Origin of the sequence: Elizabethkingia argenteiflava (genome assembly GCF_009904105.1) — a bacterium.
In the GTDB taxonomy this organism is placed as follows: Bacteria; Bacteroidota; Bacteroidia; order Flavobacteriales; family Weeksellaceae; genus Elizabethkingia; species Elizabethkingia argenteiflava.
In genome coordinates this window covers 1-14,453 of the sequence record NZ_JAAABJ010000475.1, presented here as the reverse complement: position 1 = coordinate 14,453, position 14,453 = coordinate 1, and the positions used below count along the sequence as shown (strand labels likewise).

General features: G+C 37.6%; 14 protein-coding genes and 1 pseudogene. 14 read left to right on the top strand and 1 reads right to left on the bottom strand.

The genetic code is table 11. The features are described 5' to 3' along the window. Positions 1–105: 105 nt before the first annotated feature. From fabF to GNY06_RS05620, 14 genes are all read left to right on the top strand, one after another. Positions 106–1,344 (top strand): beta-ketoacyl-ACP synthase II, encoded by a 1,239-nt coding sequence (gene fabF, locus GNY06_RS05685; RefSeq protein ID WP_166519172.1) that lies wholly within the window; start codon positions 106–108, stop codon positions 1,342–1,344. 278 nt (positions 1,345–1,622) lie between these two features. Further along, positions 1,623–3,038, top strand: coding sequence for a DHA2 family efflux MFS transporter permease subunit (locus GNY06_RS05680; RefSeq protein WP_166519171.1), 1,416 nt, complete (start codon positions 1,623–1,625; stop codon positions 3,036–3,038). 226 nt (positions 3,039–3,264) lie between these two features. Further along, on the top strand, positions 3,265–4,119 hold the full coding sequence (gene hisG, locus GNY06_RS05675; RefSeq protein ID WP_166519170.1) for an ATP phosphoribosyltransferase: 855 nt from the start codon (positions 3,265–3,267) through the stop codon (positions 4,117–4,119). A gap of 10 nt (positions 4,120–4,129) precedes the next feature. Continuing rightward, entirely contained in the window at positions 4,130–5,425 is a 1,296-nt protein-coding gene (gene hisD / locus GNY06_RS05670) for a histidinol dehydrogenase (protein WP_166519169.1), read from the top strand. Between the two features lie 3 nt (positions 5,426–5,428). Then, positions 5,429–6,463, top strand: coding sequence for a histidinol-phosphate transaminase (hisC, locus tag GNY06_RS05665; protein ID WP_166519168.1), 1,035 nt, complete (start codon positions 5,429–5,431; stop codon positions 6,461–6,463). Beyond that, a complete protein-coding gene (gene hisB, locus GNY06_RS05660; RefSeq protein ID WP_166519167.1) occupies positions 6,460–7,593 on the top strand; it encodes a bifunctional histidinol-phosphatase/imidazoleglycerol-phosphate dehydratase HisB in 1,134 nt (377 codons plus the stop codon). Before hisC ends, hisB begins: the two co-directional genes overlap by 4 nt. A 56-nt stretch (positions 7,594–7,649) precedes the next feature. Continuing rightward, complete coding sequence (gene hisH / locus GNY06_RS05655) at positions 7,650–8,228, top strand: imidazole glycerol phosphate synthase subunit HisH (RefSeq protein WP_166519166.1); 579 nt, start codon at positions 7,650–7,652, stop codon at positions 8,226–8,228. Positions 8,229–8,233: 5 nt separating this feature from the next. Next, positions 8,234–8,950, top strand: coding sequence for a 1-(5-phosphoribosyl)-5-[(5-phosphoribosylamino)methylideneamino]imidazole-4-carboxamide isomerase (hisA, locus tag GNY06_RS05650; protein ID WP_166519165.1), 717 nt, complete (start codon positions 8,234–8,236; stop codon positions 8,948–8,950). 56 nt (positions 8,951–9,006) lie between these two features. After that, on the top strand, positions 9,007–9,609 hold the full coding sequence (locus tag GNY06_RS05645; protein ID WP_244614370.1) for an N-acetylmuramoyl-L-alanine amidase: 603 nt from the start codon (positions 9,007–9,009) through the stop codon (positions 9,607–9,609). A 14-nt stretch (positions 9,610–9,623) separates the two neighbouring features. Then, a complete protein-coding gene (gene hisF, locus GNY06_RS05640; RefSeq protein WP_166519163.1) occupies positions 9,624–10,382 on the top strand; it encodes an imidazole glycerol phosphate synthase subunit HisF in 759 nt (252 codons plus the stop codon). Continuing rightward, positions 10,373–10,960 carry a bifunctional phosphoribosyl-AMP cyclohydrolase/phosphoribosyl-ATP diphosphatase HisIE gene (gene hisIE, locus GNY06_RS05635; RefSeq protein ID WP_166519162.1) on the top strand — a complete coding sequence of 196 codons (588 nt, stop codon included), beginning with the start codon at positions 10,373–10,375 and terminating at the stop codon, positions 10,958–10,960. Before hisF ends, hisIE begins: the two co-directional genes overlap by 10 nt. A gap of 438 nt (positions 10,961–11,398) precedes the next feature. After that, positions 11,399–12,004, top strand: coding sequence for an alpha-ketoglutarate-dependent dioxygenase AlkB family protein (locus GNY06_RS05630; protein ID WP_166519161.1), 606 nt, complete (start codon positions 11,399–11,401; stop codon positions 12,002–12,004). A 209-nt stretch (positions 12,005–12,213) separates the two neighbouring features. Continuing rightward, the gene (gene ygiD, locus GNY06_RS05625; protein WP_166519160.1) at positions 12,214–13,032 is read left to right on the top strand and encodes a 4,5-DOPA-extradiol-dioxygenase; all 819 of its coding nucleotides are present in this window, start codon (positions 12,214–12,216) and stop codon (positions 13,030–13,032) included. A 36-nt stretch (positions 13,033–13,068) separates the two neighbouring features. After that, positions 13,069–13,587, top strand: a complete 519-nt coding sequence (locus GNY06_RS05620) for a YceI family protein (protein ID WP_166519159.1) — start codon at positions 13,069–13,071, stop codon at positions 13,585–13,587. 141 nt (positions 13,588–13,728) lie between these two features. Here the strand turns inward: GNY06_RS05620 and GNY06_RS05615 are convergent. Next, positions 13,729–13,882, bottom strand: a pseudogene (locus GNY06_RS05615) (IS982 family transposase); the annotation flags it as partial. Positions 13,883–14,453 lie beyond the last annotated feature (571 nt).

Here is a 14,453-nt window from a genome sequence, read left to right as displayed (position 1 = left end):
AATTTAGCTTTATATAATACATATTATCTATAGCATATTTTAGGCGACTTCACGTATATTTGCATCCTGTTTATTAAAAACTCAGATTTTTATATCCCATTTACAATGAAGAGAGTTGTTGTTACGGGGTTGGGAACCATCAACCCCCTAGGAAGTAATGTTAAAGAGTTCTGGAGTAATATCACTACCGGAAAGAGTGCAGTAAGTAAAGTAACACATTTTGACGCCACCCACTTTAGAACACAGGTAGCTTGCGAGGTGAAAAATTTTGATCCGCTCCGATATTTGGATAAAAGCGAAATAAAGCGCAGTGATCTTTTCACCCAATATGCATTATATAGTGCAGCACAAGCCATGGAAGACGCGAATATAGATTTATCGACCATAGATCCTTTTGATTTTGGAGTGATCTGGGGAACGGGCCAAGGCGGAATGCAAACCTTTGAAAATGAAGTGGAAAAATACGCATCCAACAAGCATAATCCTCGCTTCAACCCCTTCTTTATTCCGAAACTATTGGTTAATATGGCTTCTGGCCTCATTTCTATAAAATTTGGTTTACAAGGAATTAATTATACGCCTGTATCGGCTTGTGCTACTGGGAATAGTGCCATTATGGACGCTTTTAACTATATCCGACTCGGAAAAGCCAAAGCCTTCATAACCGGTGGCTCAGAAGCTGGGATCACCCCTGCATCCTTTGGTGGTTTTGCCGCTTTAAAAGCCATGACAACCCGGAATAATGACCCCCAAACCGCCAGCAGACCATTTGATAAAGATAGAGATGGTTTTGTAATGGGAGAAGGTGGTGCCGCGCTGATTTTAGAAGAGTACGAACACGCGAAGGCTAGAGGTGCAAAAATATATGCAGAGCTTGCAGGAGCCGCTATGACAGCAGATGCCTACCATATTACCTCTCCCCATCCGGAAGGCATAGGAGCTTCTAAAGCTATGCTATTGGCATTAGAAGAAGCGGGTATAAAAGCAGAAGAATTAGATTATATCAATCTACACGCTACTTCTACCCCTATCGGAGATCTATCTGAGATAAATGCGGTGAGTCGTGTTTTTGGTCAATCTGAAAGACTTCACGCAAGCTCTACGAAGTCTATGATAGGTCATCTACTAGGTGCTGCTGGAGCCATTGAGGCTATTATTTGTATTAAAGCTATCAATGATAATATTGTACCTCCTACTATTAACATGGTTGAACCCGATCCAGAAATTCCACAAAATATACCCATCGTTTTCAACCAAGCTTTAAATAAAGAAATAAAAACCGCTATGAGTAATGCCTTTGGTTTTGGAGGACACAACAGTACCATTGTATTTAGAGAGCTTTAAATTAAGGCTCTTTTTTTTATTAAAAAAATACAAACTCTCACAAGTTTACTATAATTTCTTAAAGATAATACGTATAAGGAGATGACATCATTAAGATTTTGTAAAAACAACAGCTAAAATATATGGCTCGGAGCGCTCTCAATACAACAATAACATTTATCTTTAATCCCCATAAACGATCTGATTAAAATAAACCTTATTTTAAAACGAATATGATCAATAAGACTTAGCCTTTAAAACCAAACAGAAAAACCACCGGAAAAAAGAAAATAAGAAACATGGATACAGAAAAAAATAAAAATCTAGATGAGAAGTATAAATTTCTGCCCTGGATTGCTGCTGTCGCCTTTTTTATGCAATCTTTGGATGCCACCATACTCAATACGGCTCTGCCCTCGATTGCCTATGATATGAAGCGTTCTCCCTTATCTATGCAATCCATCATCATTTCTTATATTTTAGTCTTAGCCTTGCTCATTCCTCTTAGCGGCTGGCTTTCAGATAGATTCGGTTCAAAAAAAATCTTTATATGGGCTATGGGAATTTTTACTTTCGGATCACTCTTATGTGCCTGCTCCCCCAGTTTAGAATTTCTGATCTCCTCAAGAATTATACAGGCTATAGGGGGCTCTATGATGGTCCCTGTATCTCGGTTGGCTATTTTATATACCTACGCTAAAGATAAACTCTTAGCTATCATCAACTTTATTACCATCCCTGGTCTAGTAGGTCCCATTATCGGTCCTACTCTCGGAGGATGGCTCGTAGATGTAACGAGTTGGCACTGGATTTTTTTAATCAATATCCCTGTCGGTATCGCAGGAATATTCTTTGCCAGGCAATATATGCCTAATTACATTATGAAAAGAAAAAAATTCGATTTCATGGGCATGCTACTCTTCAGTGGCTCTCTTTTATTAATCACTATTTCCATAGAATTCAGTGCAGACAAAATATTAGGCGGAGCATGGTTTATCCTTCTATTCCTATCGGGTTCGATCTTAATGATCTTATATTATAAACATTTCAAGAGAACTAAAACACCGCTTATTGACCTCGACTTATTAAAAATAAGAACGCTCAGTATCGGGATCTTGGGAAATCTTTTGACTCGGATTGGTATAGGAGGTATGCCTCTATTACTTCCACTGCTCTTTCAAATAGGTTTCAAGTATTCCGCTACAGTATCGGGCATTATGATGATTCCTGCTGCCCTAACATCCATTATTGTCAGAGCCTGGGCTACTCCTCTAGTAAAAAGACTAGGATATCGTAAAACCCTTATTTACAACACCTTACTTATAGCCCTTGTCATTGCTCTTTTTGCTATTCCGGATCAAAATACACCCTTATTCTTCCTGCTTCCTCTTTTGGTTGCCTATGGAGGTTTTAACTCCCTTCAAATGACCACTATGAATACCCTTACACTAGCCGATTTAAATAATAAGAACGTGAGTATGGGTAATAGTTTGCTTACCATTATGCAACAACTCTCCATGAGTATGGGCGTTTCCATCAGTGCGCTGCTTTTAAATAAATATCACCAAATTGCAGAAATCAACAAATGGGACTCTATGTTGGTATTTCGCTATACCTTTTTAAGTATGGGAATATTAACCGCAATAGTCAGTCTTATATTTTTTCGATTAAAAAATAGTGATGGTGCTGAAATGATCACCTCGGAGAAGTCTTAAAAAAAACATATAAAATATCCTATAATTCAAAAATAAAGTTTAGATTTGCAACAGACAACATTAGCAAAATGAAATTCAGAGCTGTACATCACCGTCATCATCATTCTTGCAACAGGCGAGTTGATTAGGTGTGTATAGCTACACTCAAAATAAAAAACCGTCTGAGCAGTCATGACGGTTTTTTTATTTCTGTATTGCTGCTCAGTTCACTTCTAAAAATAAAAAAATGAAACTGAAAATTGCAATCCAGAAAAATGGTCGCCTTAGTGAAAAATCCCTTCACCTGTTGGCAGAATGTGGCATTGATATTTCTAATGAGAATCGTATACTTAAAGCCATTGCCAAAAATTTTCCCCTTGAAATACTCTTTCTCAGAGATGATGATATCCCTCAATACGTAGAGCAGGGAGTTGCTGACATCGGTATCTTAGGTGAGAATGAAGTCTTGGAAAAAAACAGAAAAATAGATATTCTCTATAGGTTGGGATTTGCTAGCTGCAAACTATGCCTGGCTATCCCAAAAGATGAAAACTATCCAGGGCTTTCCTATTTTGAAGGTAAAAAAATCGCTACCTCATACCCTATGATTCTAAATAATTTTTTCCAAAAGCATCAAATTAACGTTCAAATTGAAGAAATAGGTGGAAGTGTAGAGATCGCTCCTAACATAGGTATTTCACATGCTATTTTTGATATCGTAAGTACAGGATCTACCCTGCTTACCAATGGGCTTAAACCCGTAGAAACGGTCCTGACCAGTGAAGCGGTGCTCGTAGCTCGTAAGAATCTTTCTGAAAAGCAAAAAAAAATATTAGATCAGTTAATTTTCAGAATAAAGGCGGTACATAATTCAGCACAAAATAAATATATTCTCTTAAATGCCCCAAATGATAAACTAGACAAAATCATCAAAATTTTGCCAGGTATGAGAGCTCCGACATTATTACCACTAGCCACCCCTGGTTGGTCTTCAGTACACTCGGTTATTCAAGAGGATACCTTCTGGGAAATTATAGAGCAACTGAGAAATCTAGGTGCAGAAGGGATTCTGATTCTGGAAATTGAAAAAATGATTCTTTAAAAATAAACTTATGCAAACTTATATATACCCCTCCATTTCAGAATGGTCTCTTCTATTCCAACGCCCCATTCAGCCAAGAGAAGATTTGCAAAATACTGTTTTGCAGATTTTTGAAGATCTAAAGAATCTTCAAGATCAGGCGCTATTTGATTATACCGAGAAGTTTGATGGGGTAAAACTTTCCAATATTTTGGTCAGTAACCAAGAAAAAGAACGCGCTCAGCAAATAGTTTCCGAAGATCTTAAACAGGCCATGAAACTAGCTTTTGATAACATACAGCAATTTCACCTATCACAAAAGGAGCAGAAAAAAATCGTCGAAACCATGCCAGGGGTGAATTGCTGGCGAGAAAGCCGCCCTATTGAAAAAGTAGGTATTTACATCCCTGGAGGCAGTGCCCCCCTATTCTCTAGTGTTCTCATGTTAGGAATTCCGGCAACGATAGCAGGATGTCCTTACATTAGCTTATGTAGCCCTCCTGATATAAACGGAAAAATAAATCCCGCTATACTCGTGGCTGCACAATTGGTAGGGATTCGAAATATTTATAAAGTTGGGGGCATTCAAGCAATAGCCGCTCTTACTTTTGGCACCCCCACCATTAAGGCGGTAGATAAAATATTGGGTCCTGGCAATCAATACGTAACTGCTGCCAAGCAGACTGCCCAAAGTTTGGGTATCGCTATAGATATGCCTGCAGGTCCCAGTGAATTATTGATTATTGCGGATGAAAGCTCTAATCCAGAATTTGTAGCCGCTGATCTTCTGTCCCAAGCAGAGCACGGAACCGATTCACAAGTCATTCTCTTAACCACCAGTCGTGATCTCTTGGAGCAAGTTCTCAATCAGCTAAGCCACCAGCTTTCTTTTTTATCACGTAAGGCCATCGCTTCCCAAGCACTTGCCCACAGCCGCGCCATCGTCTTGGAATGCTTGGAAGACTGTATAGCTTTCTCCAATTTATATGCTCCCGAACATCTGATCTTAGCGGTAAAAAATGCAAATGCCTATGTTGATAAAATTACGGCAGCAGGTTCTGTATTTTTAGGGAATTTTTCCTGTGAAAGCGCTGGAGATTATGCTTCCGGCACCAATCACACCCTACCCACAAATGGGTATTCAAAAAGTTATAGCGGGGTTTCTTTAGATAGCTTTATAAAAAAAATAAGTTTTCAGGAAATCACTGCTCAAGGTCTACAGAATATAGGACCGAGTATTGAAAAGATGGCAGAAGCGGAACAACTTTACGCGCACAAAAATGCCGTATCCGTGCGTTTAAAATCTATTATTTCCAATAAGATCTAGAAAATGAAAAATTTTAATGTAAAAAGCTTGGTTCAGTCTCACATTTTAAAACTGCAATCATATGCTTCGGCAAGAGCTGAGTATTCAGGTGAAAACGGCATTTTCCTAGATGCCAACGAAAATCCCTACGGGAATCTGAACCGCTACCCCGATCCTTATCAGCAAGCGGTAAAGGAAAAATTAAGCAGCATGACTCATATTCCTACTCATCAAATATTTATAGGAAACGGAAGCGATGAAGTGATTGATTTAGCCTTTAGACTCTTCTGTACGCCAGCTAAGGATAAAGCCTTAATTTTCACCCCCACTTATGGAATGTACGAGGTATGTGCTCATATTCAAAATATAAAATTACTCTCCCAACCTCTTAACCAAAATTTTCAGATTGATAAAAATACCGTGTTACCCTTACTAAAGGAACAAAATCTAAAACTCGTATTTATTTGTTCGCCGAATAATCCAACTGGCAACTGCATTGAAGACATTGATTTCATCTTAGAAAATTTCAAAGGTATTGTGTTTGTAGATGAAGCTTATATAGATTTTAGCAACAGAGAAAGTTGGGCAAAAAAAATCACACAATACCCTCAACTAATCGTATCTCAGACCTTTAGTAAAGCGCGAGGCCTTGCATCTGCCCGCATTGGGATTGCTTATAGTTCTGCCGAAATTATTGCACTATTTAATAAGATAAAACTTCCTTACAATATTAGTAAGCTTAACCAAGAAGCGGCCTTAGCAGCTCTAGATGCAACAGAAAAATATCAATTAGAAATAAAAAACATTCTAGAGGAAAAAAAACGTTTAATCGATAAACTCATAAAACTCCCTATCGTAAAAAGAATATATCCTTCAGAGGCTAATTTTATCCTGGTTGAAGTCACAACTGCTGATAAAGTATACAAACACTTAATACATCATAAAATCATCACACGTAACCGCAATCATCAGCTTAAAAATTGCATAAGAATTAGTATAGGAAAAGCATATGAAAACGACCAACTCCTGAATACCTTAACAAAATTAATTGCACCATGAAAAAAATACTTTTTATAGACCGCGACGGAACCTTAATTACAGAACCTGAAGATTATCAAGTAGACTGTTTTACAAAATTAGAATTCTATCCCGAAGTATTTCGATATTTATCTGCTATCGCCCGAGAACTAGAATATGATCTGGTCATGGTCACCAACCAGGATGGTTTGGGTACCCCTGCTTATCCGGAAGATAAATTTTGGCCTGTCCATAATTTTGTTATCACCAGTTTTGAAAATGAAGGTGTTTATTTTTCTGAAATTCTGATTGATAAAACCTTTGCATCAGAAAATGCGCCCACCCGAAAACCCCATACAGGGCTTTTAAAGCACTATATACAGTCCTCGGACTACGATCTGCCAAATTCATTTGTGATTGGCGACCGCCTCACCGACATTAAGCTAGCAAAAAATTTAGGTGCCAAAGGTATTTTTATTGCGAATGATGAGCGCTTGGGTGCCGAAGAAATCCATCCGAGAGAAAATTTAGATTCAGCAATCGCTCTGAAAACGACTTCGTGGAAAAAAATTTACGAATTTCTAAAACTAAAATCCCGCACCGCATATATAGAACGGAACACTCAAGAAACCCAGATTAAAATACACCTGGATCTAGATGGTAGGGGTCTGTCGAATATCCGAACGGGGCTTGGTTTTTTCGACCATATGTTAGATCAGATCAGTCGTCATGCACAAATCAACTTAAATATTGAAGTAAAAGGAGATCTTTACGTAGATGAACACCATACTGTTGAAGATACGGCTATCGCTTTAGGAGAAGCATTTTATAAAGCTTTACATGATAAAATAGGTATAGAACGCTATGGATTTGTACTGCCTATGGATGATTGCCTTGCACAAGTTGCCATAGATTTTAGCGGAAGAAGCTGGTTGGTATGGGATGCCAATTTTAAAAGAGAAAAAATAGGAGAAATGCCTACTGAAATGTTTTATCATTTCTTCAAATCTTTTGCAGATAGCGCTAAAGCCAATCTCAATATCAAGGCAGAGGGTGAAAACGAGCACCACAAAATAGAAGCCATCTTCAAGGCATTTGCCAGAGCGATAAAAGCTGCTATAAAACAAGATACTGAGAAAATGTTTTTGCCTTCTACAAAAGGGAGCTTATAGGCTCATTTTTTATCTTGGTTTCTATTCATATTTTTTTCTAATCTTAATAATAATAAATGATTTCAATCGTTAAATATAATACCGGAAATGTGCAGTCAGTATACAACGCGGTAACCCGGCTAGGCTATCAAGCTATCATGACGGACGATCCCGAGCTATTACAAAAATCGGATAAAGTTATTCTCCCAGGAGTGGGAGAAGCCAGCTCTACCATGCAGTATCTACAGAGCATTAATTTAGATACCGTACTGAAACGCCTTACCCAACCCGTATTGGGAATTTGCCTCGGGCAACAATTGCTATGTAAAAGCTCGGAGGAGGGTAATAGCCCCTGCCTGGGGATCTTTGATGTTAAGGTGAAAAAATTTCCGCCTCGAGATCTTATTCCTCATGTAGGGTGGAATAGCATCAGCGATCTAAAAGGAGATCTTTTTAAAAAGGTTAGAAATAAGGTGGACGTGTATTACGTCCACAGCTACTATTGCGAAATTTCGGATGATACTACTGCTATCACCGATTATATACTCCCCTTTTCGGCAACACTTCAGCGGGACAATTTTTATGCTACCCAATTCCACCCTGAAAAATCAGCTGATATAGGAGTACAGATTTTAAACAATTTTTTAAAATTATAAATATTATGCGCATCATACCCGCCATAGATCTTATAGACGGAAAATGTGTACGACTATCTCAAGGCGATTACACCACCCAAAAAATCTACAATGAAAATCCTTTAGAAGTAGCCAAACAATTTGAGGATTATGGCTTTCGTTACTTACATTTGGTAGATTTAGACGGCGCTAAGGCTCAGCGCATTATCAATTATAAAATATTAGAGCAACTTTGCTCTAATACTTCCTTAAGCATAGACTTCGGAGGAGGGATTCAGTCTCAAAACGATCTTGATATTGCTTTAAACTCGGGAGCTGACCAAATAACAGGAGGAAGTATTGCTATACAACAACCTGAAATTTTTATAGATTGGCTCCAAAAATACGGACCTGAAAAAATTATACTCGGCGCCGATTGCAAAAATCGGAAAATTGCAACCCAGGGATGGAGCAAATCATCGGATACAGATGTGGTACAGTTGATTGAGGCTTACACGAAAAAGGGCGTTTCCTACGCGATTTGCACTGATATATCAAAAGATGGTATGTTACAAGGGCCTTCCCTGGATTTATATACCGAAATATTAAACCGCTCTTCTATAAAACTTATAGCTTCTGGAGGGGTATCTCACCTACAAGACCTCTTATCGCTTCAAGCTATAGGCTGTGAAGCAAGTATCATCGGAAAAGCGATTTATGAAGGCAAAATACAATTTAAAGAACTCCAAAATTTTAATTTATGAAATCTATATCCCTAATATTGATATTACTTTTTTTTACGAATTTTATACCTGCTCAGATGAGTACGTCTTCGCCTATCATTAGGCAAAGGCCTATTAAGCTTGATCAAAAACGCATAGATTTAAGCCTGGAATACATGAAAATGCATTATGGAATTATACAAAAGGAACCTACCATAGTCCCCAAGATGATTGTGCTCCATTATACAGAAGGCGGAACCTTAGAAAGCAATATCCAGTATTTTAAGGCTCCTTATCTAAGCTCTCGACCAGATCTAACCGACGGAAGTAATCTAAATGTTTCTGCACAATTTATTATTGACCGAGATGGCAGCATATACCAATTGCTGCCATCTAATTTCTTTGCGCGACATACTATTGGTCTTAATTATTGTGCAATAGGTGTGGAAAATATAGGCGGAAGCAAAAATCCTTTAACCGCTGCACAGGTAAATGCCAATGCCTATTTAATTCGTTATCTATCTGAAAAGTACCCCATAGAATACCTGATAGGTCATTCTGAATATTTTATATTTAGAAACACGAGATTATGGAAAGATAAAAACCCAAATTATTATACCCAAAAATTTGATCCGGGTGAAGAATTCATGCAGCAATTAAGAGCAAAAGTTCAGGATTTACACCTCAAGAACCAACCTTAATTTCTCTATTAAAGATGTTAAAAAAAAGAATTATCCCTTGTTTGGATATCAAGGAAGGAAGAACGGTAAAAGGAATTCAATTCGAAGATTTACGTGATGCCGGAGATCCTGTGGTTTTAGCAAAAAGATATGTAGATGAAGGTGCCGATGAATTGGTTTTTCTAGATATTTGGGCCACACAAGAAAACCGCAAAACCTTGGTGAGTCTTGTGAAAAGAATCGCTCAAGAAATTAATATTCCTTTTACCGTAGGAGGAGGCATAAAAGAGGCAGAAGATGCTGCTATACTGCTACAAGCAGGTGCTGATAAGATCTCCATCAATTCCAGTGCGGTAAAGAATCCCACACTAATTGATACGCTTGCTTCAAGATTCGGCAGCCAATGCGTAGTTGTAGCCATAGATACCCGAAATATAAACGCTATTGACAAGGTCTTTATAAAGGGTGGAAAGATTGAAACTGAATGGAAAACTTTAAAGTGGGCTAAAGAGGTAGAAGCACGTGGCGGTGGAGAAATACTGCTTACCTCCATGGATGCGGATGGCACTGAATCAGGATTTGCATTGGAAATTACCCAGCGTGTATCAGCTGCTGTAAACATTCCGCTAATCGCCTCTGGGGGTGCTGGAAAAATGGAAGATTTCCACACACTTTTTAAACAGACAAAAGCTAGCGCTGCCCTAGCAGCCAGCATCTTCCACTTTAATAAAATTCCCATTCCAAAACTGAAACAATTCCTTAACCAACAAAATATACCGGTAAGATGGACATAAATTTTAATAAGAATAGTGATCAACTGGTTCCTGCTATTATTCAGGATTATTTAACTGACCATGTGCTCATGTTAGGTTATATGAATCAGGAAGCTTATCTAAAAACACTCAATACAGGACAGGTGACCTTTTTTTCCCGTTCCAAAAATCGTTTGTGGACAAAAGGCGAGCGCTCAGGGCATTTTCTAGAAGTGCACAAAATTTTAGTTGACTGCGATATTGATAGCCTTCTCATCAAGGTAAAGCCTCATGGACCAACCTGCCATAAGGGAACGACTTCCTGCTTTGGAGAACCACCTGTTAAAGGATTTCTCTATGAGCTTGAACAAACAATTGGCGATAGAATTGATCAAAAAAGTGAAAATTCATACACCCATGAACTCTATAAAAAAGGAATTAACAAAATCGCTCAGAAAATAGGAGAAGAAGCCGTAGAAGTTGTGATTGAAGCAAAAGATCAAGATGATGCATTATTTAAAAATGAGGTTGCAGATTTACTTTATCACCTACTGATATTACTTAAAGCAAAGGGCATTAGCTTGGAAGCTGTAGAAAAAGTTTTAAAAAACCGCCGATAACAGGCATCTGGAAAGGTATTCATATGCCTTTCCAGCTATCTTATTGTCTAGATTAATTAAATAAGATTTGAGTTGTATTTTTATTCAAATTATCGGAATTTTGCTGTAAACACTATCTCATGATACCAGCATCAGATATTCAATACTTCCACATATCCAAGGCTATAGAGTCCGTTCAGCAAAGTCTGAAACCTCAGCCCTGCCTGGAGGCTATCGCCGAAGAAGTGCATTTGAGTCTCTTTCATAATGGAAAACCTATTTAGAGAGTGTTGCGGAGGTTCTGCAGATTTTTTTTCGGTACATCAGCCAAGCTCATATAAAAAAATTGCTCGCTAGAGATACTACCTTAGCCAAAACTCATGTTAAAATGGGGCACAACCCGGAAAACAGCATGAATAGAATGGGAACAAGTCTAATATTAACAAAAAACAGATCATAATGTCCCTCTTTATTAACACTTCGGGTTCTTCTTTCAATCTTCTCCCAAGAGACGGAACCCTTAATTATTATGGTAAAATATTGTCTAAGGAAACGGCAGATTTATATTTCCAAAGACTCCTAGATACTATTGAATGGCGCCAGGATGAGGTGGTAATGTTTGGTAAAAAGATCTTAACACAACGAAAAGTGTCATGGTATAGCGATTTCCCCTATGAATATACCTACTCCCACACGACAAAAAAAGCACTCCCCTGGACGGATACTCTTAGGATATTAAAAAAAATCATAGAAAAAACCACCAGGGAAAACTACAATTCCTGTCTGCTGAATCTCTATCACAACGGAAAGGAAGGGATGGGCTGGCATAGTGACGCAGAAAAAGATCTAAAAGCTCATGCAGCTATAGGCGTTATAAGTTTAGGAGCAGACAGAAAATTTTCGCTTAAACATAAACACACCCAGGAAAAAGTAAACCTTGGCTTAGAGCATGGCAGCCTGCTGGTGATGAAAGATCAAACTCAAGATTATTGGCTTCACTCTCTTCCTCCCACAAAAAAAAGCTTTGAAAAAAGAATAAGTTTAACCTTCCGTACTATCATATAAGGATTATTTCTTATCTTTATTTGGGGGTAAAACGAATCCTCTAGAAGAAGATGAAAGAATGTTTATTGGGCATGATAGGTTCTGAAAAGGGAATTAATCTACTACCACCAGAGTGAAAATCTAAAAATACTTTAGCTTAGAATAGAAATTATCTTACATCAATGAAGTAGCGAATAAGCTGATGTATTTTTGGCCTGTAAAAAATCGCCATGCAAATAAACCGTTTACAATCATTTAGCGCTACTCTACCACATACAGACAAGATGCCGGTACTCTTCCTAGGCCATGGAAGTCCCATGAATGCCATTGAAGAAAACAATTTTGTAAAAGAGTGGCGAAAAACGGGGCAATCTCTGCCTACACCCAAGGCTATTATTTGTATTTCTGCCCACTGGGAAACCCGAGGAACGCGAGTCACTTCGGTATCTCATCCGAAGACCATTCACGATTTTAAGGGTTTTCCCCCAGCTCTATTTGATGTCCAATATCCCGCTCCTGGAGCTCCGGATCTTGCAAAAGAACTGAGCGATAGCCTGAATGAAACGACTATAGAATTAGACAAAACATGGGGGCTTGATCACGGTGCTTGGAGCGTTATAAAAGCTCTTTTTCCTGCCGCTGAGGTGCCGATTATTGAATTAAGTATCGATATTCATAAATCTCCAAAAGAACATTATGAACTGGCTAAAGAATTACAGTATTTAAGATACAAAGGCGTATTGATTATCGGCAGTGGAAATATCGTGCATAATCTTAGAATGATGGACTGGCAAAAGCCAGATCTAGATTACGATTGGGCTATAGAAGCTAATGAAGATTTTAAAGATGCCCTACTCGATGATCGTCGGGAAAAACTTTTTAATTTTCAATGCCTCAGTATCCACCATCAACTTTCGGTACCCTCTCTTGAACATTACTTACCATCCTTATATGCTTATGCTTTACGCGATGAGAGGGATGATATACGCCTTTTTAACGATAAATTAATCTACGGTTCAATAGGTATGCTATCCTTTCAGATTGGATAGCGACTAACAATTATTAATTTCTAAAATTTAAAAATTATGACAACAAAATGGAATTTAGACCCTTCACATTCTGAAGTACACTTTAAGGTAAAACATATGGTCATCTCGACGGTTACAGGCGAATTTCAAACTTTTAAGGCTGAAATCGAAAGTGAAAAAGATGATTTTAGTGAAGCGAAAATTAATTTTTCTGCAGAGGTTAACTCTATTAACACCAAAAATAAAGATAGAGATGCTCATTTAAAAGGTGATGATTTCTTCGGTGCCGACCGCTATCCCGAAATTAAATTTATAAGTAATTCGGGACTAGAGAACGGCAAAATATCGGGGACTTTGGAAATAAAAGGAATCAGTAAAGCCATTGTTTTAGATGCTGAATTTGGAGGAATTATTAACGATCCCTTTGGTTTTGTACGGGCTGGATTTGAAATTTCAGGAAAAATCAATAGAAAAGACTTCGGTCTCAATTGGAGTCAAACAACCGAAGCTGGAGGTTTAATGGTGTCGGATGAAGTCAGACTCAGCATAAATGCAGAGTTTACCAAAGTACAATAAAAACTACTAGGGCTTCTCTCTTTGAGAAGCTCTTTTTGGTTTGTTGCTCTCAATATTTTAACTCTTGCTTTTAGGATAGATTCTTCACCCATTCAAACTTCTATTGAATACAAAAAAAATGAGGTATCATCATACTAGTTATTCTGTTTGCAACACCATGAAAAGTTTTCTTTTTCTTCTGTTGTATACACTCCTTTCTATTTTATCTTCCAAATCCGTTCCCGAAATAAAGCTAAACAACTGTAATTCAATATCCCAACCTATATTCATTAGTAACATTAAGCTCCAGATCGGATCAATCATTTAGGAATGCTAATTTGATTGGCTGTAGCAATATGTGTACCGACATTGGTTAATTATTTTAAAAAAAATCGTAGTTTATGATTATTTTTTAATCATAAATAAGCAATTAGGTTTATTATGTTTACTAGTACTGAGACAACCGTAAACATTGTAATCAGCATATATCTTTTAAAAAGAAATTAAAAAGAAACCCAATACTTAGAATAATAATCAAGCCTTAATTAAAACGAACAAGTAGCCCGCTACAAATTTAAAGCAATCTCACATGAAAAAAATACAAAGAGAAGACATCCAAATTTTTAGCAGGCACAGTAACCTGACCGAAAAAGATGTTGTTGAAATCTTGAAAAAAAAATATTTATAACGACAAAGAATCTTGCCAAAAATTTCTCAAGATATTTTTTATGACTTTAGGGATTGGATTTACCGTATCGGGAGGGAGTGTCACCCGAACTGTGTCAGGTTCTAAATTAATGCTCCTCAAAAGCTGTTTTTTTCCTTGAGAATTCTCTCTCCAAATTTAACATAAAGTTGTGATAATGCCATACCCCAGTTATGGATAG

Coding starts and splice junctions, on each gene's coding strand:
- hisA (WP_166519165.1), top strand. CDS start 8,234: ATGCGCATCATACCCGCCATAGATCTTATAGACGGAAAATGTGTACGA.
- hisC (WP_166519168.1), top strand. CDS start 5,429: ATGAAAAATTTTAATGTAAAAAGCTTGGTTCAGTCTCACATTTTAAAA.
- ygiD (WP_166519160.1), top strand. CDS start 12,214: ATGCAAATAAACCGTTTACAATCATTTAGCGCTACTCTACCACATACA.
- hisIE (WP_166519162.1), top strand. CDS start 10,373: ATGGACATAAATTTTAATAAGAATAGTGATCAACTGGTTCCTGCTATT.
- fabF (WP_166519172.1), top strand. CDS start 106: ATGAAGAGAGTTGTTGTTACGGGGTTGGGAACCATCAACCCCCTAGGA.
- hisD (WP_166519169.1), top strand. CDS start 4,130: ATGCAAACTTATATATACCCCTCCATTTCAGAATGGTCTCTTCTATTC.
- GNY06_RS05620 (WP_166519159.1), top strand. CDS start 13,069: ATGACAACAAAATGGAATTTAGACCCTTCACATTCTGAAGTACACTTT.
- GNY06_RS05630 (WP_166519161.1), top strand. CDS start 11,399: ATGTCCCTCTTTATTAACACTTCGGGTTCTTCTTTCAATCTTCTCCCA.
- hisG (WP_166519170.1), top strand. CDS start 3,265: ATGAAACTGAAAATTGCAATCCAGAAAAATGGTCGCCTTAGTGAAAAA.
- hisH (WP_166519166.1), top strand. CDS start 7,650: ATGATTTCAATCGTTAAATATAATACCGGAAATGTGCAGTCAGTATAC.
- GNY06_RS05645 (WP_244614370.1), top strand. CDS start 9,007: ATGAGTACGTCTTCGCCTATCATTAGGCAAAGGCCTATTAAGCTTGAT.
- hisB (WP_166519167.1), top strand. CDS start 6,460: ATGAAAAAAATACTTTTTATAGACCGCGACGGAACCTTAATTACAGAA.
- GNY06_RS05680 (WP_166519171.1), top strand. CDS start 1,623: ATGGATACAGAAAAAAATAAAAATCTAGATGAGAAGTATAAATTTCTG.
- hisF (WP_166519163.1), top strand. CDS start 9,624: ATGTTAAAAAAAAGAATTATCCCTTGTTTGGATATCAAGGAAGGAAGA.